This is a genomic window from Micromonospora sp. WMMA1996 (genome assembly GCF_002573675.1).
In the GTDB taxonomy this organism is placed as follows: domain Bacteria; phylum Actinomycetota; class Actinomycetes; order Mycobacteriales; family Micromonosporaceae; genus Micromonospora; species Micromonospora sediminicola.
Genome location: NZ_PDHU01000003.1, coordinates 310166 through 334117 on the forward strand (window position 1 = coordinate 310166; position 23952 = coordinate 334117).

Below are 23952 nucleotides of genomic sequence, written 5' to 3' on the forward strand. Positions count from 1 at the left end.
GGTCCGGCCGCACCGGAGGGCCGTGCTGGTCGTGCCACCCGGAGGGCCTCCGGCGGCACGCTCCCCGGAGCCGGCCTCGTCCCCGCCGCGGGGCGCAACCGCGGCGGGCCCTCGCCGGCCGGCGCCGGAAGGCTGTCGGCGGCGCTGCCGCGCCGCGCGGGAGGTGTCCGGTCGGGCCCCCGCCTCTCCCGGCTGGGTGAGCGGGGGCCCGGCGTCACACCTCGGCCAGGGCGGGTGTCACCTCCGTCCACGCGGCCCGCTCGGCCGAGCGGGTGACCGCGCCGAGCACGAGCTGGACCTGCAACGCGTCGGCGAACGACGGAGCCGGGTCGGCGCCGGTGGCGACCGCCTCGACGAAGTCCCGCATCTGGTGGGTGAAGGAGTGCTCGTAGCCGATGATGTGGCCCGGCGGCCACCACGCCGACAGGTACGGGTGGTCCGCCTCGGTCACCAGGATCCGGCTGAAGCCCTGCTCGGCGGCGGGCCGGGTGGCGTCCAGGAACTCCAGCTCGTTGAGGCGTTCCAGGTCGAACACGACGCTGCCGCGCGAGCCGTTGATCTCGACCCGCAGGGCGTTCTTGCGGCCGGTGGCGAACCGGGTGGCCTCGTAGGTGGCGAGCGCGCCACCGTCGAGCCGGGCCACGAAGACCGCCGCGTCGTCCACCGTGACCTCGCCCGTCGCGCTGCCGTTGCCGTCGGCCCGCGCGGCCAGACCGCTCGACCCGGCGACCAGGGGCCGCTGGCGGACGAACGTCTCGGTGATCGCGCTGACCCCGGTGATGAGCTGGCCGGTCACGTACTGGGTCAGGTCGATGATGTGCGCGCCGATGTCGCCGAGCGCACCGGAGCCCGCCCTGTCCTTCTGCAACCGCCAGACCAGCGGGAACTGCGGGTCGACGATCCAGTCCTGGAGGTAGACCGCCCGGACGTGCCGGATCTCGCCGAGCCGACCGTCGGCGACCAGCTGCCGCATCAGGGCGACCGCGGGCACCCGCCGGTAGTTGAAGCCGCACATGGCGCGTACCCCGGACTCCCGGGCCCGTTCGGCGGCGGCCGTCATCTCCCGGGCCTCGGCGACGGTGTTGGCCAGCGGCTTCTCGCACAGCACGTGCTTGCCCGCGGCCAACGCGGCCAGCGCGATCTCGCCGTGGCTGTCCCCCGGTGTGCAGATGTCGACCACGTCGATCTCGTCGGACTCGACGAGTCGCCGCCAGTCAGTGGTGTAGCCGTCCCAGCCGAGCCGGTCGGCGGCCTCGGCCACCTTCGGTTCGTCCCGGCCGCAGACGAGCGACATCCGCACCCGCGCCGGCAGGTCGAACACCCGGTTCACGGTGCGCCACGCCTGTGAGTGCGCGGCGCCCATGAACGCGTAGCCGACCATGCCGACCCGCAGGATCCTGTCGTGAGTGGACAAGGTGGGTCTCCCCCCGTGTGTCAGAACCCGAGCTTCAGGTAGTCGCCCGCGTTCTCCTTGGTGATCGTCTCGGAGGAGAGCACGATCTCCTTCGGTACCTGGAGTTCGACCAGGTCGGACATGCCCTTGCCCTGGCCGATCAGGCGGGCCAGGGAGATGGCCGAGGAGGCCATCGACGGGCTGTAGGTGACGGTGGCCTTGAGCACCGTGCTGTCGGCGGCGATGTCCTCCATGGCCTTCTTCGAGCCGGCGCCGCCGACCATGAAGAACTCCTTGCGGTTGGCCTGGTTGACCGCGGCGAGCACGCCGATGCCCTGGTCGTCGTCGTGGTTCCAGACCGCGTCGATCTTCGGCAGGGCCTGGAACAGACCGGTGGCGGCCTGCTGGCCGGAGTCCACGGTGAACTCGGCCGGCCGCCGGTTGGCGACCTTCAGCCCGTAGGAGGCGAGCGTGTCGGCGAAGCCCTTGGAGCGTTCCTGGGTCAGCTCCAGCGACTCGATGCCGGGGATCTCACCGATCACCGGGTTGCTCACGCCCTTGGCCTTGAGCTGCTCGGCGATGTAGGTGGCGGCGGCCACCCCCATGCCGTAGTTGTCGCCCTTGATCTGGAGGCGGTAGGCCCGCGCGTCGGGGAAGGCCCGGTCCAGGTTGACCACCGGGATGCCGGCCTTCATCGCCTCCAGGCCGAACGCGTTGAGCTCCTTGCCGTCGTGCGGCAGCAGCACGATCACGTCCGGCTTCTGGGAGATCAGCGTGGACAGCGCGGCCCGCTGGGCCGCCGCGTCCGCGCCGGCCTCCACCGACTTCAGCTCCACGTCCGAGTACGCCCCGGCCTGCGCCTTGGCGTTGTTGGTGATGGCGGCGATCCAGCCGTGGTCGGCGGCCGGGGCGGAGAAACCGATGGTCACCTTCTTGCCCGGCTCGGTGTTGCCACCGGTCGCGGCGGCCTTCGTCTGCGCCTCCGTCGGGGTCTGCTCGTTGCTGGTGCAGCCGGCGAGCAGCACCCCGGCGGAGACCGCGGCTCCACCGAAGAGCAACCGGCGGCGGGACAGATCGTGGCGCGGTGTTCTCATGACGACCTCCTGGATGAGGTGGTGGGGTGTTTTCGGGTGCGGTGGGTCGGACCACCGTCGGGTCGACGGCGGCCGGCGTGCGCGGTGGGATCAGGTGGTGGTGGCCCGGTTGCGGGCGAGGAACTGGGTCAGGCTGCGGAACTGCACCTGCTGGACCAGGACGGCGGCGACGATGATGCCGCCCTTGACCATGTTCTGGGCCTCGGCGGAGAGGTTGTTGATGGCGAAAAGGTTCGTGATCGTGGAGAAGATGATCACCCCGAGCAGGGAGCCGATGATGGTGCCCCGCCCGCCGCTGAGCAGCGTGCCGCCGATGATCGCGGCGGCGATCGCGTCCAGCTCGTAGAGGTTCGCCATCGCCGCCTGGGCGGAGGTGGCCTGCGCGGTCAGCATGACCGCGGCGATGCCGCAGCAGAGGCCGGAGAGCGCGTAGAGGAGCACGGTGTGCCGGCGGACGTTGATGCCGGCGAGCCGGGCCGCCTCCGGGTTGCCGCCGACCGCCACCGTGCGGCGGCCGAACGTGGTCCGGTTCAGCAGCACCCAGCCGGCCGCGACCACCGCGACCAGGATGTAGACCAGCAGCGGGATGCCGAGCACCTTGGTGGTCGCGATGCCGTTGATGAACGAGCTGGTGGAGACCTGGGTCTGCTTGTCGGAGATCTCCGCGGCCAGCCCCCGCGCGGCCACCAGCATGGCCAGCGTGGCGATGAACGGCACCAGCCGCCCGTACGAGATGAGCAGCCCGTTGACCACGCCGACGGCCAACCCCACGGTCAGCGCGCTGAAGATCATGCCGCCGGCGCCGTAGCTCTGGGTCGCCACCGTGGTGCACCAGACCCCGGCCAGCGCCACGATCGCGCCGACCGACAGGTCGATGCCGCCGCCGATGATCACGAAGGTCATCCCGACGGTGACCACGCCGACCACCGAGGCGAGCTTGAGGATGGTGAGCGTGTTTCCCCACACCCAGTTCGGGTCGCCGTAGAGGTCGGGGCGGGTCAGGATGCCGATGACGACCAGCACCACCAGCGTGGCGAGCAGGCCGAGGTTGCGCTTCGCGCCCTCCCCGCCGTCGCCACGCCACCAGGAGAGCCGGGCCCCGGCCTCGGCCTTGGCGGTCTCCGCCCGGTCCACCGGCGGCGACTGCGCGGGCAGCGCGGTATCAGTGACGTCACTCATGCCGGTGCGCCTTCCATGAGGGACCCCGCCATGACGAGGTCGAGCACGGTGTTCTCGTCGAGTTCGCCGGCCGGGGCCTCGCGGACCACCCGGCCCTCCCGCATGACCAGCACCCGGTCGGCCAGGCCGAGCACCTCGGGCACCTCGCTGGAGACCAGCAGCACCCCGACGCCCCGGGCGGCCAGGTCCCGGATGACCTGGTAGAGCTCGGCCCGGGCGCCGACGTCCACACCCCGGGTCGGCTCGTCGAGCAGCAGCAGCCGGGTCTCCCCGAGCAGCCACCGGCCGACCACGACCTTCTGCTGGTTGCCGCCGGAGAGGGTGCGCACCGGTCGGCGTACGTCCCGGGGCCGCAGCTCCAGCGATGCGGCGACCCGGTCCGCCTCGGCCCGCTCCCGCGCGGCGTCGGTGAAGCCGAGACGGGCGTAGCGGCCGAAGGTGGCCAGCGTGACGTTGCGGTAGATCGGTTCGCCGAGCAGCAGCGCCTGGCTCTTGCGCTCCTCCGGCGCCATCCCCATGCCGGCCCGCACCGCCGCGCCGACGCTGCCCGGACGCAGCGCCCGGCCGTCGACCCGGACCGTCCCCGCCTGCGCCCGACGGGCCCCGAAGATGGTCTCCAACAGCTCCGACCGGCCCGAACCGACCAGCCCGGCGATCCCGACGATCTCCCCGGCGCGCACCCCGAGCGACACGTCGGCGAACTCGCCGTGCCGGGTCAGCCCGTCCACCCGGAGCAGTTCCGCGCCGGCGCCGTCGGCGGCCGGGCGCTGCGGGAAGACGTACTCGATGGTCCGCCCGGTCATCCGCGCGACCAGGTCGCGGGTCGGCGTCTCGCGGGCCGGCAGGCTCGCCGCCGTGGTCCGGCCGTCCTTGAGTACGGTGACCCGGTCGCCGATCTCGCGGATCTCCTCCATCCGGTGCGAGATGTAGATGACCGCGATGCCCTGCGCGGTGAGTTCCCGGATGATCCGGAACAGGTTGCCCACCTCGTCGTGGGCCAGCACCGCGCTCGGCTCGTCCATGATGATCAGTCGGGCCTCGTGGGAGAGGGCCCGGGCCATGCTGACGATCTGCTTGCCCGCCGCCGGCAGGTGCCGCACCAGCCGGCCGGGCGGGATCTCCGGATGACCGAGCCGGGCCAGGATCTGCCGGGTACGGCGGGCCATGAGCCCGCGCCGGACGAAGCCGAACCGGCGCGGCTCGTGGCCGAGGAACGCGTTCTCCGCCACCGACAGGTCGTCGACCAGGTCGAGTTCCTGGTAGATCGTGGCGATGCCGGCGCGCATCGCGGCCTGCGGGTTGGCGAACGTCGCCGGCTCGCCCCGCCACACCACCTCGCCGGAGTCCGGCCGGTGCACGCCGGCCAACACCTTGATCAGGGTGGACTTGCCGGCGCCGTTCTGCCCGAGCAGGCAGTGCACCTCGCCGGCCCGCACCTGCAACTGCACGCCGTCCAGCGCGCGTACGCCGGGGAACGTCTTGACCACGTCGGTGAGGCGCAGCACCACCTCGCCCGCGACGGCGTCGGCGGGCGCCTCGACCAGCGGCTCCTTCGTGCTCACCTCGACCTCCTCTCGCTCACTCACGCTGGGCTGACCGGGCATGCCCTCACGGCCCTCGCTGCGCTCGGTGCGTTCGGTCATGCGGGGCTGACCGGGCATGCCCTCACGGCCCTCGCTGCGCTCGGTGCGTTCGGTCATGCGGGGCTGACCGGGCATGCCCTCACGGCCCTCGCTGCGCTCGGTGCGTTCGGTCATGCGGGGCTGACCGGGCATGCCCTCACGGCCCTCGCTGCGCTCGGTGCGTTCGGTCATGCGGCTTCCCCGAACGCGACGTCGCTGGCGAGCACCGCCGCGCCGGCGACGCCGGCGCGTGGGCCCAGCTCGGAGAGGACGACCGGCAGGTTGCCGGTGGCCAGCGGCAGCGAGCGGCGGTAGACCACGCTGCGGATCTCGGCGAGCAGGATGTGGCCGAGCTGGGCCAGCCCGCCACCGATCACGATCATCGACGGGTTGGTGAAGCTGACCAGGCCGGCCAGCACGCTGCCGACCCGCCGACCCCCGTCGCGGATGAGCTGGATGCAGGTGACGTCTCCCTCGACCGCGCCCTGTGCCACGTCGAGCGCGGTCACCACGCCCCGGGCGGCGAGCCGCTCGACCAGCGCCGGCGAGACCTCGGCGCGGGCCGCGGCGGTCGCCTCCCGGGCCAGCGCCGCGCCGCTGAACACCGCTTCGAGGCAGCCGAGGTTGCCGCAGGAGCACATCGGCCCGTTCGGGTCGACCTGGATGTGGCCGATGTCGCCGGCGCACCCGTCGGTGCCCCGGTAGACCTCGCCGTGCAGATAGATGCCACAGCCGATGCCGGTGCCGATCTTGATGAAGAGGAAGTCGTCGACCGAGTGGGCGACACCGCCGTGCCGCTCGCCGATGGCCATGATGTTGACGTCGTTGTCGACCACCGCCGGGCAGCCGTGCTCACGGGTCAGCAGCTCGCGGACCGGGAAGCGGTCCCAACCGGGCATGATCGGCGGGGACACCGGGACCCCGTCGCGGAAGCTCACCGGGCCGGGCACGCCGATGCCGATCGCGTCCAGCCGCTCGTACGCCCCGTCCACCCGGGCCTTGTGCAGCAGCTCGTTGACCCGGTGCAGGGTCACCTTGGGCCCGGAGCGGATGTCGGCGGGTTCGGTGTACGCGGTCACCGGCTCCAGCCGCCCGTTGACCACCTCGACGTCGATCGAGCTGGCGCCCAGGTCGACCGAGGCGAAGCGCAGGCGCGGGCTCAGCTCGACCAGGGTGGAGCGGCGCCCGCCCCGGGAGGCGGCCAGCCCGGCCTCGGCCACGTAGCCGAGGGCGACCAGGCGTTCCAGCTCGGCGAGCAGGCGCGGGCGGGGCATCTGGAGGCGGTCGCCGAGCTCGGCGCGGGAGACCGCGCCCTCGTCCCGGAGCAGCCGCAGGAGCCGTACGTGCAGGGGATCGACCGTCCGCACCGGCGCTCACCTCCGCATCGGAGTCGTTCACATCGACGCAACGGCGATGTGTCGTGTCCGACACAGTAGGAGCCTTCCGGGTCACGTGTCCATAGCTTCGGCACAACCGATGGAAACTTTTGTCCATACGAACAAAAGCGTGTTCCGGATCATGAAAACGCGTCGCCCCGCCCGGTTCTCCGGGCGGGGCGACGCGAGGGTGGTCAGCGGGGGGTCGGCGCGTTGCGCTTCTTCCGCAGCTTACGGTCGTCGCGCAGCTCGACGTAGGGCTCCTCGTCGGCCGGGTGCCCGGCGGCGATGGCGCGGCTGCGCTCCAACTCGGCGTCGAACTCCGCGCCGAGCAGGATGGCGATGTTGCTCAGCCAGAGCCAGATCAGGAAGATGATCACGCCGGCCACGGCGCCGTACGTTTTGTTGTACGAGCCGAAGTTGCTCACGTAGAGCGCGAAGAGGCCGGACACCACCAGCCAGAGCACCACCGCGAGCACGCCGCCGGGGCTGACCCAGCGGAAGCCGCCGTGCCGGGCGTTCGGCGACGCCCAGTAGAGGATCGCGAACATCAGGCTGACCAGCACCAGCAGCACCGGCCACTTGGCGATGTTCCACACCGTGACCGCGGTCGAGCCCAGCCCGATCGCGTTGCCCGCCTGCTCGGCCAGGCCGCCGGTGAACACCACGATCACGGCGCTGACCAGCAGCATCACGCCGATCACCGCGGTCACGCCGAGGCGGATCGGCAGCGTCTTCCAGATCGGCCGCCCCTCCGGCACGTCGTAGATGCTGTTCGAGGCGCGCATGAACGCGGCCACGTAGCCGGAGGCCGACCAGAACGCGGCGACCAGACCGATCACCGCCGCGACGCTCGCCAGCCCGCCGGACTCGCCGGCCTGCGTGATCGCGCTCTCGATGATCGTGCGGATGTTGGGCTCCGGCACCACCTGGTTGACCGTGTCCTGCACGCCCTGGGTCGCCCGCTCGCCGAGCAGGCCGAGCACCGAGATCAGCACCAGCACGCCCGGGAAGATCGAGAGCACCCCGTAGTAGGTCAGCGCGGCGGCCCAGTCGGTCAGGCTGTCGTCCTGGAACTCCCGGACGGTCCGCTTGAGCGTCGCCACCCAACCGGGGCCCGGCAGGTCGGTCGGGCTGTCCGGGCCGTCGTCCGGCCCCACCGGCCCGGTGCGCTCGCGCCCCTCGCGGGCGGGAGACTCGTCGGCGGCCATCGCACCTCCCTCGTCGTCGTGTCGTCCTGCACGACTTGCCCCGCGGCCGGGCCCGGTAACCAGCTACAGGTAGAGCAACCTGCCCATCCGCCGCGAGGCCAGCGCCAGCATGCCGCCGGTCAACGCCACCAGGTAGGCCACGTCGAGCACCCAGGACCAGCCGGGCTCCCCCACGCACACGCCGCGGATCAGGTGCACCGACCGGTAGAGCGGGGTCAGCTCGACCAGCCAGCGCAGCGCCGCCGGGTATGCCTCGGCGGGCACGAACGTGCCGGAGAAGAGGAAGAGGGTGAACTGGGCCGACCCCATCAGGTCGAAATCCTGCCAACTGCGCAGCAGCGTGGCGACCGTCATGCCGAGCGCGCCGAACGCGAACCCCACCAGCACCGCCGCCGGGAACGCGACGAGCGCGCGCGACGCGGTGGTCAGGTCGAGCGTCACCATGATCAGCAGGAACGCGGCCGAGTAGAGGCCACCCCGCGCCATCGCCCAGCCCAGCTCGCCGAGCGCGATCTCGAACGGCTGCACCGGGGTCGCGATGACCCCGTCGTACAGCTTCATGTATTTCATCTTGCCGAAGAAGTTGAACGTGGTCTCGGACAGCGCGCCGCTCATCGCCGAGGAGGCCAGCATGGCCGGCGCGACGAACGCCGCGTAGGACACCACCGCACCGCCGGGCAGCGTCAGGTCGCCGACCAGCGCGCCCACCCCGATGCCGATCGACAGCAGGTAGAGCACCGGCTCCAGGAAGCCGGAGACCAGCACCAGCCAGTAGGCGCTGCGCAGCGCGGTGAGATTGCGCTCGGCGATCGCGGCGGAGCGGCGCGCCCCCGTGACGCCGGCCAGCCGGGGCAGGACGAGACCGACCACGACACCCCTTCCTAGACGACGAGTTGACGGCGGAACGCCCGCAGCGCCAGCCACCAGCCGGCGCCGGCCCAGGCGGCGAGGTAGAGCAGGTGACCGGCGACCGACCACCGGGGCGCGACCCCCAGGGTGGCGGCCCGGCACAGGTCCACGCCGTGCCAGAGCGGCGTGGCCCAGGCGACCGGCCGCAGCCCGGCCGGCATCGACTCGACCGGGAAGAACACCCCGGAGAAGAGCGTCATCGGGATCACCGCGAACCGGAACAGCAACGCGAGGTAGCTGTCGCTCGGCACCCACGCGCTGAACGCGAAGGCCGGCGCGGCCACCGCCAGGCCGAGCAGCAGGGCGAGCGGCGCCACGGCCACCGCCCAGGGCGACCGCAACGCCCCGAACACGGCGGCCACCAGCAGGAACGCCAGCGCGCTGGTGACCACCCGGAACAGCACGAAGCCCAGGTGACCGGCCACGATGTCACCGGTGCGCAGGGGCGCGGCGACCTGGGCGTGGTAGGTGCGCACCCACTTGAAGTTGCTGTGCACCGGCCAGGTCGACTCGGCGACGGCGACCTGGAAGGCGGTCGAGGCGATCAGGCCGGGCACCAGCCACGGCAGGTAGGGCACCCCGTCGACGCCCTGGTCGACGTAGGCCCCGACGCCGAAGCCGAAGCCGACCACCGTGAGCACCGGCAGCAGGAAGGACGAGAAGACGCCCGCCCGCCACGTGCGCCGGTAGTTGACCAGGTAGTGGGCGAACACCGCCACCGCCGGCACCCGCGGCAAGCCCGCCCCGGCCCGGCCCGTCGCCGTCGTCACCCGCACCACCCCCGCCGACCTTCCTACCTGGCGGGTACGACAGGCGCCAGCGTGACCCGTCGGCGGTGCGGGTGTCCGCTTCCGTGGGAGATCTTGGAAGTGCGAGGCCCCTCTGAGGCCGTTTCCTTCCAAGATCTCGGCGGGCGGGCATGTGGCGCCTCGCCCTCGCCGGGGGGCGGCGCAGATGGTCCGAGTCGGGACGCACCCATGGTGTTCCACCCACGGCGTCAACAGCCGACGAGTGGAACGCCATGGGTGCCCCCAAGGCCAGAACACACCCACGGTGTTCCACCGACGGAGTTGACGGGCGGTGGGTGGAACGCGGTGGGTGTCACCCCTCGGGGGATGCGCCGGATCCTGTCCGGTGGGTGGGTGTCCGGTTCCGAGGTGGCGGGGCGGGACCGTCCGGGCGCGGAATCGCCGGCGGCGTGGGCGGCGTCGTACACCCCCGGTACGCGACCGCGCGGGCGCACCCTCCGCTCGCGCCACCGCCTCACCGCCGCGAGCAGGGCTCCGGCCCGCGAGCAAGCCGGACAGCCCGGCCCTCGTGACCCGCCCCGGGCCCCACGAGCAAAAGGCCACCAACCACGGGTACCGACCTTCCGTCAGGTTCGGCGGGGTCACGAGGCATGCCGGTCCTTGGGACAGCCGGCCGCGCCGCACGAACGGCCCGGGCGTCAGTCGATCAGGGTGCGGCCGGTGAGGTGGAGGAAGACGTCCTCCAGGCTGCCGCGCCGCACCAGCACGCCGGCCGGGTCCAGGCCGCGCGCGGACACCTCGGCCACCGCGGCGTCGCCGTCGGCGACATAGAGCAGGATGCGGTCGGGCAGCACCTCGACGCGCTCACCCAGCCCGTCGAGCTTGCCGGCGAACGCCTCCTGCGAGTCGCCCGCGAAGCGCAGCTCGACCACCTCGCGGGTGGCGTGCCGCTCGATCAGGGCGCGCGGCGACCCCTCGGCGACGATCCGACCGCCGTCCATCACCACGAGGCGGTCGCAGAGCTGCTCCGCCTCGTCCATGTAGTGCGTGGTGAGCACCAGCGTCACGCCCTGCTGCTTCAGCCGGAACAGCCGCTCCCAGACCAGGTGCCGGGCCTGCGGGTCGAGGCCGGTGGTGGGCTCGTCGAGCAGCACGATCTCCGGGTCGTTGACCAGCGCGCGGGCGATCGTCAGCCGTCGCTTCATGCCGCCGGACAGCGGGTCGACCCGACTCTCGGCCCGCTCGGCGAGCTGGACGAAGTCGAGCAGCTCGGCGGCGCGCTCGCGGGCCACCCGGCGCGGAATGCCGAAGTAGCGCGCGTAGGTGGTGAGGTTCTCCCGGACGGTCAGCTCGGGGTCGAGGCTGTCGAGCTGTGGGCAGACCCCGAGCCGGGCCCGGATGGCCGGGCCGTCGCGCACCGGGTCGAGCCCGAGGATGCGCAGCTCGCCCCCGGACGGCGGGGAGATGCAACCGATCATGCGCATGGTGGAGGACTTGCCCGCGCCGTTGGGACCGAGGAAGCCGAACGCCTCGCCGCGACGGACCTCGACGTCGATGCCGTCGACGGCGGTGAAGTCGCCGAACCGCTTCACCAGCCCCCGCGCCTGGATGAGTGGTTGCCCGATGGTCACCGGCCGACCCTAACCGCCCGGTCCGACAACCCGCGCGCCCGCACGTTGCGTGACCGTCACTACGCTCCGTGGTGGACTCATTCCATCGTTGGAAGCGGGCCTAACTCACCATAGTGGAGCGACCCCAGAAGGCCGGTTCGTCTTTATGGCGGAACAATTGTGAAATCGCTTCTAAAAGGGTGTGCGGTGAGTGAGCGAAGGCTCATTCCGTCACTCAACGCAATCACGATCGGCAATGTTCCCATCATGTGCGCCATTCGCGTATCGTGCCCCCTCGTGCCACCCGTTCGCCCCTCCGACTCCACTCCCCCGTCACCCCGTACGCCCACCGGCGGGCGGCCGGGGTCCGAGGTGGACTCCGACGCGGTGCCGCTCCCGCCCGACGACGGCGGGGTGGGCGACCCGGCGTGGGCCGACGACGGGCCGGGCGAGACGCACCACCACACCCGGGACCCGGACCACCCGGACACCCGCGAACTTGCCGCGCGGTTCGAGGAGGAGAAACCGGGGCGGACGCTCTCCGGGCCGGTCGGCCGGCTCTTCACCGCGGTCACCGTCGCGGTCGCGCTGCTGACGCTCTGGCAGGTGTTCTTTCCGCTGCCCCAGGGGAGCAAGTACTACCTCATCATCTTTCTCGCCGGCGTACTCCCGATGGTTTTCCTGGCGTACCCGTCGGGGGTTCCGCCCCGGCGGACGGCGACCGGGCGGCCCGGGCCGACGGCGGTCGACTGGGCCCTCGCGCTCGCCGCGCTGCTGGTCTGCCTCTACCCGGTGCTGCCGGTGACGCTCGGCGCGGCCGGCGGCGGATACGACGCGTTCCTCGACCGGCAGGGCCTGCTCGACCCGCTCGACGTGGCGTTCGGCACCGGGCTGCTGCTCCTGCTGCTGGAGGCGTGCCGCCGCACCACCGGATGGATCCTGCCCGCGGTGTGCGTGATGTTCCTCGGCTACGGCTACTACGGCGGGCTGCTCCCCCAGTCCTGGCCGGTGGCCCACGCGGGGCTGGACTTCGGGCAGCTGGTCGACGCGTTCTACAACTCCGACAGCGGCTTCTACGGCACCCCGCTCGACGTGGCCGCGTCCTACATCGTGCTGTTCACCATCTACGGCGCGGTGCTCGACCTCTCCGGGGCGGGTCGGTTCTTCGTGGAGCTCTCCGCCGCCGCGTTCCGCCGCTCCCGCACCGCGGCGGGTCGGACCGCCGTCGCCTCCGGCTTCCTGCTCGGCACCGTCTCCGGCTCCGGCGCCGCCACCACGGTCAGCATCGGAGCGGTGACCTGGCCGATCCTGCGCCGCGCCGGCTACCCCGCCGAGCGGGCCGGCGGCATGCTCGCCGCGGCCGGGGTCGGCGCGATCCTGTCGCCGCCGACGCTCGGCGCGGCGGCCTTCATCATCGCCGAGTACCTGGGCGTGTCCTACCTCCAGGTGCTCGGCTGGGCCACCGTGCCGACCGTCCTCTACTACCTGGGCATCCTGCTCTCGGTCGAGATCGACGCCCGGCGCTCCGGCGTGCGGCCGGTGGCCATCGACACCGGTTCGGCCTGGCGGCTGCTGGCCCGCTTCGGCTACCACTTCCTCTCCCTGCTCGTGATCGTGGTGGTGCTGGCGCTGGGCGCCTCGGCGATGCGGGCCGTGGTGATCGCCACCGCGCTCGCCGCCGTGCTGTCCTTCCTGGACCGTCGGCACCGGCTCACCCCGGCCCGGCTGGTCGCGGCGCTGCGCGACGGCGTCCGCGGGGTGCTCGCGGTGAGCGCGGTGTGCGCCGCGGCGGGCATCATCACCGCCACCACCACCAAGACCGGTCTCGGCCCGCAGGCGGCCGCGCTGCTGGTCTCCGGCGCGCAGTCGGTCAGCTCGGAGCCGGCCGTGGTGCTGGCGCTCACCGCCGTGCTCGCCGCGGTCGCGCTCAGCCTGCTCGGCCTCGCCGTGCCGGTCACCGCGTCCTTCGTGATCGGCTGGGTGATCATCGGCCCGGCGCTGCTGCACCTGGGCGTCGCCGCCCCCGCCGCCGCCATGTTCGTCTTCTACTTCGCGGTGCTGTCCGAGGTGTCGCCGCCGACCGCGCTGGCCGCGGTCGCCGCCGCCGCGGTCACCGGCGGCCGGCTGGTGCCGACCATGTGGCAGACCCTGCGGTACGCGCTGCCGGCGTACCTCATCCCGCTCGCCTTCGTGATCACCCCGACCGGCCTCGGCCTGCTCGGCATCGGCGGGGTGGGGCGGATCGTGCTGGCCGGCGCGGTCTCCGCGCTCGGCGTCGCCGTGCTGGCCGTGGCGGCCGGCGGGTGGCTGCCCGGCGTCGGCCCGGCCGGGACGCCGGAACGGCTGCTCGGCGCGGTCGCCGGGCTGGTGCTGCTCTGGCTGGAACCGCTGCCCATGGCGGTCGGCGCGGCGCTCGCCGCGCTGACCGTCGCGGGCGTGTACGTCCGACGTGGCGCCGGCCGCCCGTCGGCCTTGAAGTCCGTGGACCATGGGGAGGACAGAGGATGAGACGGATCGACACGCGAATAGCGGCTGGTGTCGGGGCGTTGGCCCTGGTCGCCGCCGGCGCCGCCGGCTGCGGGGGCCGACAGGACGGCGCGGCGACGGACGACGCCGCCCGCGACGTCACCTGCAACGTCACCAAGGACACCCGGGTCGGCATCGCCACCGGCAACGCCACCGGGGTCTACTACGTGGTCGGCAACGCGCTCGCCGGTGAGCTGAGCAAGACCACCGACGGCAAGCTCACCGGGACGGCCGCCGAGACGGGCGCCTCGGTGCAGAACGTCGAGCAGCTCGTCGCCGGCCAGTACGACGTGGCGTTCTCCCTGTTCGACACCGCGGTCAACGCGGTGCAGGGCAAGGGCAGCTTCAGCTCGCCGCAGCCGGTCAAGGCGCTGTCCCGGATCTACGACAACTACACCCAGGTGGTCGTGCGGGCCGACGCGGGCATCACCTCGGTCGCGGACATGAAGGGCAAGAAGATCTCCACCGGCTCGCCCAAGTCCGGCACCGAGGTCATCGCCAACCGTCTGCTCACCGCCGCCGGGCTGGACCCGGCCAAGGACGTCCAGGCGCAGCGCCTCGACCTGACCAAGACCGTCGACGGCATGAAGGACGGCAGCATCGACGGGTTCTTCTGGTCCGGCGGCATCCCGACCGGCGGGGTCACCGACCTGTTCACCACCGCCGGCGACAAGGTGCGGTTCGTCGACATCAGCCCGCTGCTGCCGACGATGTCCGGGCTGAACCCGGCCTACCAGGCCGGCACCATCGGCAAGGACATCTACAAGACGCCGGCCGACGTGCCCACCATCGTCGTGCCCAACGTGCTGCTCGTGCGGGACAACCTCGACGCGGACGTGGCCTGCGCGATCACCCGGACCGTCTTCGACCGCAAGGACGTCCTCGCCCAGGCCAACCCGGCCGCCAAGGGCATCGAGCTGGGCAACGCCCGCAAGACCGACCCGGTGCCGCTGCACCGGGGCGCGGAACGGGCGCTCACCGACCTCGGCGCGAGCTGACCCGACCGGCCGGGCCCGGACCGGGTCCGGGCCCGGCCCACCGACATCGACCGGGAGACCCCCGTGCCGCTGCCCCACCCCACCCGCGTACGCCGCCACCACCGTTCCGCGGACCGCGCCGGGCGTCTCCGGTCGGTTCGCGTCCAGCTGCTCGCCCCGATCCTGGTGGCGACCGCCGGTCTGGTGGTGCTGGGCGCGGCCCAGACCGGCGCCGCGCTGGACGCGTCCGCCGACGCCGACCGGGCCCGCGTGCTCGCCGGCACCGCCACGGCGACGGTACGGCTGGTGCACGAGCTGGAACGGGAACTCGGTGAGACGGCGGCGCTGCGCCAGCGGGGCGGCGCCGCCGGTCGGCCGCTGGTGGACGCGCAGCGACGTCGGGTGGACGCCGCCGTCGACCGTTACCGTTCGGCCGGCGGCGACGCCCGGCGGGCCGCCCCCGACCTGGCCGCCGTGCTCGACGACGCGAACGGCCACCTCGACCTGCTCGGCCCGGCCCGGGAACTGGCGCTGGCCGGGGAGCGCGGCGACCCGGCGTACGGGACGCTCGTCGAGTCGCTGCTCGCGGTGGCGGACGCGCTGCCCAGCCAGCTCCGCGACGCCGGCCTGGCCAACGAGGCACGCGAGGTGGCGTCGGTGGCCGCCCAGGAGCACCTGTCCGCACTGGAGCGCGACCTGCTCCGCGCGGTGTTCGTGCGCGGTGCGCTGGAGCGGGGCGAGCTGGCCCGGCTCGGCCGGCTCCGGGGCGCCCGGGAGCAACGGCAGGCCGAGTTCCTCCGGATCGCCTCGGCCCCGGCGAACGCCGCCTGGTACCGGCTGGTCGACGGCACGGACGTGACGACCGCCCGGCGTATGCGCGACACCGTGCTCGACACCGACGGCGCGCCCGAGACGCTGGAGACCGACGGCGACGCCTGGTACGTGGCGCAGAGCGGCGCCATCCGACGGTACAACCTGCTCGGCCGGGAACTCTCCGACGGGCTGGACCGCGACGCCGCCGAGCTGGCCGGCACCGCCCGGTGGCGGGCGGTGCTGACCGCCGGCGCGACCAGCACCGTCGCGCTCGGGTCGCTGGTCACCGCCGTGCTGCTGGCGGTACGCACCAGCCGCCGGCTGCGTCGGCTGCGGGTCGCCGCGCTCACCATGGCCAACCGGGAGCTGCCGGACCGGATCACCGCGATCGCGGCGGGCGAGGGCGCGCCGGCGGAGGGTCCGGCGACCCGGATGACCGACGGGATCCGTCGGGGTCAGGACGAGGTGGCCCAGGTCGCCGAGGCGTTCGACACCGTCAACCGGGCCGCGCTGCGCCTCGCCGGCCAGCAGGCGGAGCTGCGGCTGGACGTGACCCGGATGGCCGAGGCGCTGGCCCGCCGGATCCGCACGCTGATCACCCGGCAGCTCCGGCTGCTCGACGACTTCGAACGCGAGGAGACCGACCCGGACGCGCTGGCCCGGCTCTTCGCGCTGGACCACCTGGCCGCCCGGCTGCGACGCAACGGCGAGAACCTGCTGGTCCTGGCCGGGGGTGAGCCCGGGCGGGGGCACGAGGGCGCGTTGCTCCTCGACGACGTGGTGCGCGCGGCGGCCTCCGAGATCGAGGACTACCTCCGGGTGGAGATCGACGTGCCGACCGCCGCGGTGCACGGCGCGGCCGCCGGCAACCTGGTGCACCTGCTGGCCGAGCTGCTGGAGAACGCCACCGTCTACTCCCCGCCGGACGCCCGGGTGCTGGTCGACGGGCGGCGCACCGTCGACGGCCTCGTCCTGCGCGTGCACGACCAGGGCATCGGCATCAGCGACGGCCGGCTGGCCGAGATCAACGAGCGGCTCGCCGTGCCGGCCACGCTGTCCAGCGCCGCCGCCGGCAGCATGGGCCTGCACGTGGTGGCGCACCTGGCCGCCCGGCACGGGATCCGGGTGCAGTTGCACGACGCCTCCGGTGGCACGGTGGCCCAGGTGGAGGTGCCCGAGTCGGTGCTGACCCGGGTCGAGTCGGTGAGCCGCCGGCCCGCCGCCGAACGCCGGTCACCGACCGGGCTCGCCGCGCCCTGGTTCACCGCGGGCGCGGGCGCGACCCGCCCGGCCACCACCCGGGGCCTGGTCGCCGCCGCGCCGGTGACGGCCGAGGCCGCGCCGTCGGCGGGCGTCGTGCGGGGCGTCGCCGCGGTACGCCCCCCGGGCAGCGCCCTGCTGGCGCCCAGCGTGGCGCGGATCCGCCCGGCCAGCGCGCCGCCGGCGCCCGTGTCCACCACCGCCGCCGGCCTGCCGCGCCGGACCCGGGGCGGGCACCTGCCCGCGCCGATGCCCGACACCCCCGCGTCACCGCCCGCGACGGACCTGCTCGACCCCGAGGTGGTACGCGCCCGGCTGTCCGCCCTCGCCGAGGGGGTGGCCAGCGCGACGCGCCGTGCCCCGAACACCACACCCACCGGGAGAACGCCATGACCACACCCGTTACCGCCGGACTCGACTGGCTGCTGGCGAACTTCGCCGAGCAGGTGCCGGACGTCTCGCACGCGCTCGCGGTCTCCGAGGACGGCCTGCGGCTCGCCGCCTCCCCCGACCTCTCCGCCGACCAGGTCGACCAGCTCGCCGCGGTGATCAGCGGCCTGGCGAGCCTGACCGTCGGGGCGGCCCGGCTGATGTCCGCCGGGCGGGTACGCCAGCAGATCGTGGACATGGACGGCGGCGTGATGCTGGTGATGGCCGTCGGTGAGCGGGCGCTGCTCGGCGTGCTCGCCGCGCCCGGCTGCGACCTGGGCCAGATCGGCTATGAGACGGCGACGCTGGTGCAGCGGGTGGCGGAGGCGCTGGAACCGGCGGCCCGCCGGTGACCGGCCGCCCGTGGCGGCTGGTGGCCGCCCTGTCGGCGGTCGCGTTGCTGGCCGGCTGCGGCGGCGACGCCGAGACGCCGGCGTGGCACGGCGGGCGGATCTTCCTGGCCACCGGCAACACCACCGGCGTCTACTACCAGCTCGGCGGCGGGTACGCCGACCTGATCAGCCGCCACCTGCCCGGCTACGAGGCACGGGCGGAGCCGACCGGGGCATCGGTGGAGAACATCACCCGGGTGGCCGGTGGCGACATGGAGATCGCGTTCAGCCTGGCGGACACCGCCGCGGACGCGGTCAACGGGCGGGGCGCGTTCGACAAGCAACCGCAGCCGGTGCGGGCGCTGGCCCGCGTCTACAGCAACTACACCCACGTGATCGTCCGGGCCGACGGCAAGATCCGCAGTTTCGCGGACCTGCGTGGCAAGCGGATCTCCACCGGCTCGCCGAGGTCCGGCACCGACATCATCGCCGGTCGCCTGCTCACCGCCGGCGGCATCAACCCGGACCGGGACATCCGGCGGGTCAACCTGTCGCTGCCGGAGACCGTGAAGCAGATGCGGGCCAACGCGCTGGACGCCATGTTCTTCTCCGGCGGGCTGCCCACCCCCGGCGTCAAGGACCTGCTCTCCGCCGCCCCCGGCGCGTTCCGGCTGCTGCCGCTGACCGAACTGATCGAGCCGTTGGGGGCCCGCTACGGCTCGGTCTACACCACCGCCACGCTGCCGAAGGAGGTCTACGGCACGCCCGAGCCGACGCCGACCATCACGGTGGCGAACGTGATCCTGGTGGCCGCGGACATGCCGGACCAACTCGCGTACGACCTGACCCGGGTGCTCTTCACCTGGCAGGGCGAGCTGGTCCAGGTGCACCCGGAGGCGGCGAACTTCACCCGGTCCAGCGCGGCGTTGACCGACCCGATCCCGCTGCACCCGGGCGCGGCGAGGTTCTACCGCGACGACGGCTGACCGCGCAACCGGTGCTAGCATTGCTTTCATAGCTCACGTCGAAGGAAGAGCGATGGCATCTCTCAGCATCAGAGACCTCGACGACGCGGTGCGGGAGAAGTTGCGCATCCGCGCCGCGCAGCATGGCAAATCCATGGAATCCGAGATTCGCGACATCCTCACCGCAGCTGTTGCCGAAACCGCGCCAGGAACGGATCTGTTCAGCGCGCTCACCGATCGATTCACCCGACTCGGCGGCGTCGATCTGGATCTGCCGGCCCGTTCCACTCCACCCCGCGCGGCGGACCTGCCTGAGTGATGATCGTTCTCGACACCGATGTCGTATCCGAGCTGATGCGGGCGGAGCCCGCACCGACGGTGCTCGCATGGCTCCGACAGAACTCAGGCAGCGGCCTCTACACCACGACCGTCACCGTCGCCGAGATCCGTTACGGGATCGCACGGCTACCGGAAGGTCAGCGCCGCGAATCGCTGCACGCCGCCGCCAACGAGATCTTCGCCGCTTTTCCTCGCCAGGTGCTGGCCTTCGACCTCCCCGCGGCCGGCGCCTACGCCGACGTGGTCGCCGGCCGAGACAAGCTCGGCCACCCGATCGACGGATTCGACGCCCAGATCGCCGCCATCTGCCGTACCCGGGTCGCCACTCTCGCCACCCGCAACACCAAGGACTTTGCCGATACCGGGATCGCCCTCATCGATCCCTGGCAGGAGACGGCCCCGGAGAGCGCTGAACGATAGCGCGCGCCCGGGCCACGGCGCGGGGCTCGCCGTCCGCGCAAGGTACGTCGTCCCCGCCGGACAGCGGGTGTGCCGTGGTGAAGCGCAGCGGCGACCCGGGCCGTGGTCGGGACCTCGGCCCGGGTCCTCACACCTCAGTCCCGACCGATGTAGAGCCGTCGGCCCGCGGGTCGGTAGCCGACGCGCTCGTACACCCGCCACGAGTCCTCTCCGGACGCCTCCAGCCAGGCGATCTCGACGCCGACGTCGAACAGCCGCCGGGTGACGTCGGCGGTGATCACGCCCGCCAGCCCCTGGCGGCGGTGGGGCGTACGGACGGCGATGCCGGCGACCTCGCTCACCCGGTCGGCGGGCGGTGCCGCCCCGCCACCTCCCGCGCAGGTGCCGTCGTCGGTAACCGCCATCACGGCCACGCCGCCGGCGCCCTGCTGACGCCGGAGCCGGGCCACGTCGGCCCCGGAGGCCACCGGGTTCCCGCCGAACGCCTCGTGCTGCGCGCCGATCAGCGCGGCGCGCTCGGGATCGGTGGCCGGTTCGTACAGTCGGACGTGGTCGAGCGCGGGCGGTGTCCGCAGGGTCTCCGGTACGCAGAGCAGGTAGGTGTGCCGGGCCTCGACGACGAAACCGGCACCGGTCAGGAGCGCCTCCAGGCCGGGGGCGCAACTGGTGACGTACTCCAGTCGGGGTTTGCGGCCGGCCGCGCGGAAGGCGGTGACCAGGGCGGCGACGTCGCCGGCGGTGACGGTGGCACCGGGACGCGGCGTGGCGTAGTTGATGTGAGGGCTGGACGTCGTCGGATCCGTGCCGATCACGAACGGCCCCACCTCGACTGGCGCGGGTCGGTTGCGCAGGTTGGTGACGACGGACTGTTGGATGCGGGCATCCATGTTCACTGTGGGCCTCGCTGAGGGAGTGGTGCTGCGGTGGACGGAAGCAGCGTCGGACCACCCGACAGCGCACCGAGTCACGTGACCTTCACCGGTCACGTGCGTCGTGGTCAGGCGGCCGCTCGGCCTACCCGGATCACAGGCGTCAGTCCCTCATGCGTAGCGCCCACGCCGAACGCGTGGTCGCCCGCGACAGTGCCGCAGCCCGCCGCGGCCTGTCAAGCGTGTTCACCGGGGACCGACGTGCGTGACCCTCACACGGTGTCAGGGCCGAAGCTGAGGAGACCATGTTCAGTATCGGAGAGTTCGCCGGCCTGGGCCGATGGCCACCACCGGACCGGACAAGTACCGTCATGGCCTCTTGAAGATCACGACATGGGATGTGACACCAATGGCACGACGGCTCGGGCTCTGCGTAGTGGTCGCTGCGACGCTGCTCACCGCCTCGGCATGTGGAGGCGCCTCCGAGGTTCCGAGCACGCCCGCCGCCGTGGCGGCCAGCACCGCCACGGAACCGCTCACCCCCGCGCCCGTGGTGTCCAGGACACCGACGGCCGCACCGAGCCGCGTTCCCGGGTCCTCGCCGACACCTCGGCCCTCAAGGTCTCTTCGCCCTTCGGCCGTCCCCTCGGCGGCATCCACCACCAGGAAGGCCACGCCCGCCGCCACCACGAGCAACAAGGCCGCCTGCGACGCCCTCGAAGGCCCGCTGGAGAAAGCCGTCGCCGGGCTGATCGTCCTGCGTGAGGTCGCCTCGGGCGGCGCCGCGGAGAGCACGATCACCTCCGCCCGGGCGGAGGCGATCACGCGGCTGGTCGCCCTGGAGACGACGGCAAACAGAGTGGCCGGCGAGCAGGCCGACCGCACCCTCCGAAGCAATGTCAGAGCCCTCGCGGTAACCGCGGGGCTGAAGTACACCAAGATCCGCTCGATCAAGCCCACCCAGGTGGACGCGCTCCAGCTGGCAGCCGGCGACACCGGCGACTTGGAGGACACGGTCGCGAAGCTCGAGCCGGCCTGCGGTAGGTACTGGTAGCCCGCAGTCGGCGGGACCTCCCACGCGGTGGGCCGCCGCAGACGCGGAACCCGCCGGACGCCCTCAGACGTCGGCGGGCGTGGTGGTGGCCCGGGCCGCGGCGACCAGGCGGTCGGTCTCGGCGACCACCGCCTCGTCGTCGGCCGGCGTCCCCGGGTCGTAACGGACCGTCCAGGTCAGCCCGTCGACGCCCGGCACCCGGCGGGCGGCGATCCGGCCGGCGCCGCCGGGCACCGGGTGGTGCGCGGTGTACGCCACCGAGCCGGTGACCCGGGTCCGCACCTGGTGCGGCAGGTCACCCGGGTCGACCAGCAGGTAGGTCTCGGCCGGACGGTCGGCGACGACCAGGTAGCCGCCGTCGCGTTCGCCGACCGTCTCGGCCGGGGTGACGGTGAGCTCCCGGCCGGACCAGACCACCTTGAGGATGTCGTGCCAGCCGAGGCGCTCCGCGCGGCCGGGCAGCCAGAGCCCGCGGTTGCTGGCGACGAGCACGCCGTCGCCCTCGCCGTTGCCGGCGGCGGCCCAGGCCAGCACCCGCTCGTCGGCGGTCAGCGGCGGCCGGTCGGCCGGCGGGAGCTTCGGGCGGCGGTTGAACAGACCCATCACAGTCCTCCGGCGGCCTGCTCGCGCAGCGCCCGCGCGTGCTGTTCGAGCGAGAGCAGCTCCCCGAACAGGGCGAAGTATTCGTCCTTGTTGCTGACCGGGTTGATCCGCTGGATCTTCGACTTCAGGTCCCGGATCCGGCCGGTCACCGAACTCCACTGGAGCCGGGCCATGGTGACCGACACGTACCGCGGGTCGGGCTCGCCGTCGATGCGCAGCGGCTCGACCGCCAGCTCGCCGACGAGCGCCTGGCCTGCCAGGTCGTCGCAGGCGTCGCGGACCTGCTCGATCCAGACCGCCCCGCCGGTGGCGCCGGACGCCCCGCCGGCGGCGGCGACGGCGGCGCGCACCGCCACGTGCACCGGGTGCTGGTAGTCGCCGGCCTCGACCGCGTCGAACATCGGACCGGCCAGCACCGGCTCCTGCAGCGCCAGCTTCAGCGCCTCCCGCTCCACCATGGAGCGAGGGCTGTCCACGCTCGGGGTGGCCGGCCCCCGCCGCGTCGGCGCGGACGCGGGTGTGCCGGCGGCGGGCTGCCCGTGCGCGGCGGCCAGCACGGCACGCTGCACCGGCTCGATCTCCATGCCGAGGTCCCCGGCGAGCTTGCGGACGTACTCCGGGCGCTTCTCCCGGTCCTTGATCTTCGCGACCAGCGGCGCGGCCCGGCGCATCGCCTCCACCCGGCCGTCGACGGTGTCGAGGTCGAACCGGTTGATGACGTGCCGCAGCGCGAAGTCGACGAGCGGCTCGCGACGCGCCACCAGATCGCGTACGGCCAGGTCGCCCTTGGCCAGGCGCAGCTCGCACGGGTCCATGTTGTCGGGGCTGACCGCGATGAACGTGCGCCCGACGAAGCGCTGGTCGTCCTCGAAGGCGCGCAGCGCGGCCTTCTGCCCGGCGGCGTCGCCGTCGAACGTGAAGATGATCTCCCCGGCCCGCTCGTCGCTGTCGAAGAGCACCCGGCGCAGCACCGAGATGTGGTCGCCGCCGAAGGCCGTGCCGCAGGTGGCCACCGCGGTCGGCACGTCGGCGAGGTGGCAGGCCATCACGTCGGTGTAGCCCTCGACCACCACCACCTTGCCCTGCTTGGCGATCTCCCGCTTGGCCTGGTCGATGCCGTAGAGGACGTGCGACTTCTTGTAGATCGGCGTCTCGGGGGTGTTGAGGTATTTCGGGCCGTCGTCGTCGTCGAAGAGCTTGCGGGCGCCGAAGCCGATCACGTCGCCGGTGATGTCCCGGATCGGCCACATCAGCCGGCGGCGGAACCGGTCGATCAGCGAGCCGGAGCGGGCCGGCCGGGACAGGCCGGCGGTGACCAGCTCGTCGTGGCTGAAGCCCTGCTGGCGCAGGTGCTTGGTGAGCAGGTCCCACCCGTCGGGGGCGAAGCCACAGCCGTAGCGCTCGGCGGCGGCCCGGTCGAAGCCGCGCCCGGCGAGGAACTCCCGGGCCGGACGGGCGCCGGCGGTGGTGAGCTGGGCGCGGTAGAACTCGACGGCGGCGGCGTGCGCGGCCACCAGCCGCTGCCGCTGCCCCTGCTGCGGGCGGGGACGCGGGGCGGACCGGTCGTCCTCGACGTAGCGCAGCTGGATGCCGGCCCGGGCGGCGAGCCGCTCGACGGACTCGACGAAGCTCAGGTGCTCGGCGTCCATCAGGAACTTGATCGCGTCGCCGCCGACCCCGCAGCCGAAGCAGTAGAACACGTTGCGGGCGGGCGAGACGTTGAACGAGGGGCTCTTCTCGTCGTGGAACGGGCAGAGCCCCTTGAGGTTGCCACCGCCGGCCGACTTGAGCGTCACCACCTCGGAGATGACGTCCGCGATGGCGGCGCGCTCGCGGACCAGCGCGATGTCCTCGTCCCGGATCCGCCCCGCCATGGCCGCCACCTCCTCGGCGTACATCCTGCCCTGCCGGACCGACGATCCGGTGGCCGGGGGGACGGGCGTGTGGCGGACGCCGCCCGCCCCCGCCGGCTCAGGCCGAGCGGGCCGCCGCGGGGTCGCCGATGCGCGGGAACGGCTCGATGGAGAAGACCACCTCGACCGGCACCTCGAAGTGGGCGGCGATGCGCAGCGCCAGGTGCAGGCTGGGCCGGAACTCGCCGCGCTCCAGGTAACCGACGGTCTGGTAGTGCACACCGAGCGCGTCGGCCAGTTGCCGGCGGGAGATGCCCCGTTCGGCGCGCAGCACCGCGATCCGGTTGTGCACGGTCTCGCTCATCGACG

Annotated in this window: 21 protein-coding genes; 8 read left to right on the forward strand and 13 right to left on the reverse strand. The window is 73.0% G+C overall.

Features of this window, described 5'->3' with window-relative positions; genetic code table 11:
- Positions 1-214: 214 nt before the first annotated feature.
- The 9 genes from COO58_RS21090 to COO58_RS21130 all read right to left on the reverse strand — a co-directional run bounded on the left by COO58_RS21090 (position 215) and on the right by COO58_RS21130 (position 11164).
- Positions 215-1414 carry a Gfo/Idh/MocA family protein gene (locus COO58_RS21090; protein WP_098746895.1) on the reverse strand — a complete coding sequence of 400 codons (1200 nt, stop codon included), beginning with the start codon at positions 1412-1414 and terminating at the stop codon, positions 215-217.
- A 20-nt stretch (positions 1415-1434) separates the two neighbouring features.
- Entirely contained in the window at positions 1435-2487 is a 1053-nt protein-coding gene (locus COO58_RS21095; protein WP_091572263.1) for a substrate-binding domain-containing protein, read from the reverse strand.
- Between the two features lie 90 nt (positions 2488-2577).
- Positions 2578-3666, reverse strand: a complete 1089-nt coding sequence (locus COO58_RS21100; protein WP_098746897.1) for an ABC transporter permease — start codon at positions 3664-3666, stop codon at positions 2578-2580.
- Complete coding sequence (locus COO58_RS21105) at positions 3663-5270, reverse strand: sugar ABC transporter ATP-binding protein (RefSeq protein ID WP_098747348.1); 1608 nt, start codon at positions 5268-5270, stop codon at positions 3663-3665. The genes COO58_RS21100 and COO58_RS21105 overlap by 4 nt, the downstream gene beginning before the upstream one ends.
- A 206-nt stretch (positions 5271-5476) precedes the next feature.
- Positions 5477-6655 carry an ROK family protein gene (locus COO58_RS21110; protein ID WP_091572254.1) on the reverse strand — a complete coding sequence of 393 codons (1179 nt, stop codon included), beginning with the start codon at positions 6653-6655 and terminating at the stop codon, positions 5477-5479.
- A gap of 203 nt (positions 6656-6858) precedes the next feature.
- Positions 6859-7875 (reverse strand): YihY/virulence factor BrkB family protein, encoded by a 1017-nt coding sequence (locus tag COO58_RS21115; protein WP_091572249.1) that lies wholly within the window; start codon positions 7873-7875, stop codon positions 6859-6861.
- Positions 7876-7938: 63 nt separating this feature from the next.
- Positions 7939-8745: an ABC transporter permease gene (locus COO58_RS21120; protein ID WP_091572244.1), complete on the reverse strand. Its 807-nt coding sequence runs from the start codon at positions 8743-8745 to the stop codon at positions 7939-7941.
- Positions 8746-8756: 11 nt separating this feature from the next.
- Positions 8757-9554: an ABC transporter permease gene (locus tag COO58_RS21125; protein ID WP_255292737.1), complete on the reverse strand. Its 798-nt coding sequence runs from the start codon at positions 9552-9554 to the stop codon at positions 8757-8759.
- A 677-nt stretch (positions 9555-10231) separates the two neighbouring features.
- Positions 10232-11164, reverse strand: coding sequence for an ABC transporter ATP-binding protein (locus COO58_RS21130; RefSeq protein WP_091572240.1), 933 nt, complete (start codon positions 11162-11164; stop codon positions 10232-10234).
- A gap of 351 nt (positions 11165-11515) precedes the next feature.
- Here COO58_RS21130 and COO58_RS21135 point away from each other — a divergent pair, with 351 nt between their 5' ends.
- The 7 genes from COO58_RS21135 to COO58_RS21165 all read left to right on the forward strand — a co-directional run bounded on the left by COO58_RS21135 (position 11516) and on the right by COO58_RS21165 (position 19204).
- Positions 11516-13651, forward strand: a complete 2136-nt coding sequence (locus COO58_RS21135; RefSeq protein ID WP_098746898.1) for a TRAP transporter fused permease subunit — start codon at positions 11516-11518, stop codon at positions 13649-13651.
- Positions 13648-14667 (forward strand): TAXI family TRAP transporter solute-binding subunit, encoded by a 1020-nt coding sequence (locus COO58_RS21140; RefSeq protein WP_098746900.1) that lies wholly within the window; start codon positions 13648-13650, stop codon positions 14665-14667. The genes COO58_RS21135 and COO58_RS21140 overlap by 4 nt, the downstream gene beginning before the upstream one ends.
- A 63-nt stretch (positions 14668-14730) precedes the next feature.
- Complete coding sequence (locus tag COO58_RS21145) at positions 14731-17112, forward strand: sensor histidine kinase (protein WP_098746902.1); 2382 nt, start codon at positions 14731-14733, stop codon at positions 17110-17112.
- Complete coding sequence (locus COO58_RS21150; protein WP_091572222.1) at positions 17109-17501, forward strand: roadblock/LC7 domain-containing protein; 393 nt, start codon at positions 17109-17111, stop codon at positions 17499-17501. The genes COO58_RS21145 and COO58_RS21150 overlap by 4 nt, the downstream gene beginning before the upstream one ends.
- Positions 17498-18466 carry a TAXI family TRAP transporter solute-binding subunit gene (locus tag COO58_RS21155; protein WP_091572219.1) on the forward strand — a complete coding sequence of 323 codons (969 nt, stop codon included), beginning with the start codon at positions 17498-17500 and terminating at the stop codon, positions 18464-18466. Before COO58_RS21150 ends, COO58_RS21155 begins: the two co-directional genes overlap by 4 nt.
- 52 nt (positions 18467-18518) lie before the next feature.
- Positions 18519-18764, forward strand: coding sequence for an Arc family DNA-binding protein (locus COO58_RS21160; RefSeq protein ID WP_098746904.1), 246 nt, complete (start codon positions 18519-18521; stop codon positions 18762-18764).
- Complete coding sequence (locus COO58_RS21165; protein ID WP_098747351.1) at positions 18764-19204, forward strand: type II toxin-antitoxin system VapC family toxin; 441 nt, start codon at positions 18764-18766, stop codon at positions 19202-19204. The genes COO58_RS21160 and COO58_RS21165 overlap by 1 nt, the downstream gene beginning before the upstream one ends.
- 134 nt (positions 19205-19338) lie before the next feature.
- Here COO58_RS21165 and COO58_RS21170 read toward each other — a convergent pair whose 3' ends face one another.
- Positions 19339-20091, reverse strand: a complete 753-nt coding sequence (locus COO58_RS21170) for a GNAT family N-acetyltransferase (RefSeq protein ID WP_098747353.1) — start codon at positions 20089-20091, stop codon at positions 19339-19341.
- Positions 20092-20413: 322 nt separating this feature from the next.
- Between COO58_RS21170 and COO58_RS21175 the strand changes: the two genes are divergently transcribed.
- Positions 20414-21127, forward strand: a complete 714-nt coding sequence (locus tag COO58_RS21175; protein WP_098746906.1) for a hypothetical protein — start codon at positions 20414-20416, stop codon at positions 21125-21127.
- A gap of 63 nt (positions 21128-21190) precedes the next feature.
- Here the strand turns inward: COO58_RS21175 and COO58_RS21180 are convergent, their stop codons facing one another.
- From COO58_RS21180 to COO58_RS21190, 3 genes are all read right to left on the reverse strand, one after another.
- On the reverse strand, positions 21191-21730 hold the full coding sequence (locus tag COO58_RS21180; RefSeq protein ID WP_091572205.1) for a hypothetical protein: 540 nt from the start codon (positions 21728-21730) through the stop codon (positions 21191-21193).
- Entirely contained in the window at positions 21730-23628 is a 1899-nt protein-coding gene (gene dnaG, locus COO58_RS21185) for a DNA primase (RefSeq protein WP_091572201.1), read from the reverse strand. Before dnaG ends, COO58_RS21180 begins: the two co-directional genes overlap by 1 nt.
- 73 nt (positions 23629-23701) lie before the next feature.
- A complete protein-coding gene (locus COO58_RS21190; protein WP_091572196.1) occupies positions 23702-23947 on the reverse strand; it encodes a helix-turn-helix transcriptional regulator in 246 nt (81 codons plus the stop codon).
- Positions 23948-23952 lie beyond the last annotated feature (5 nt).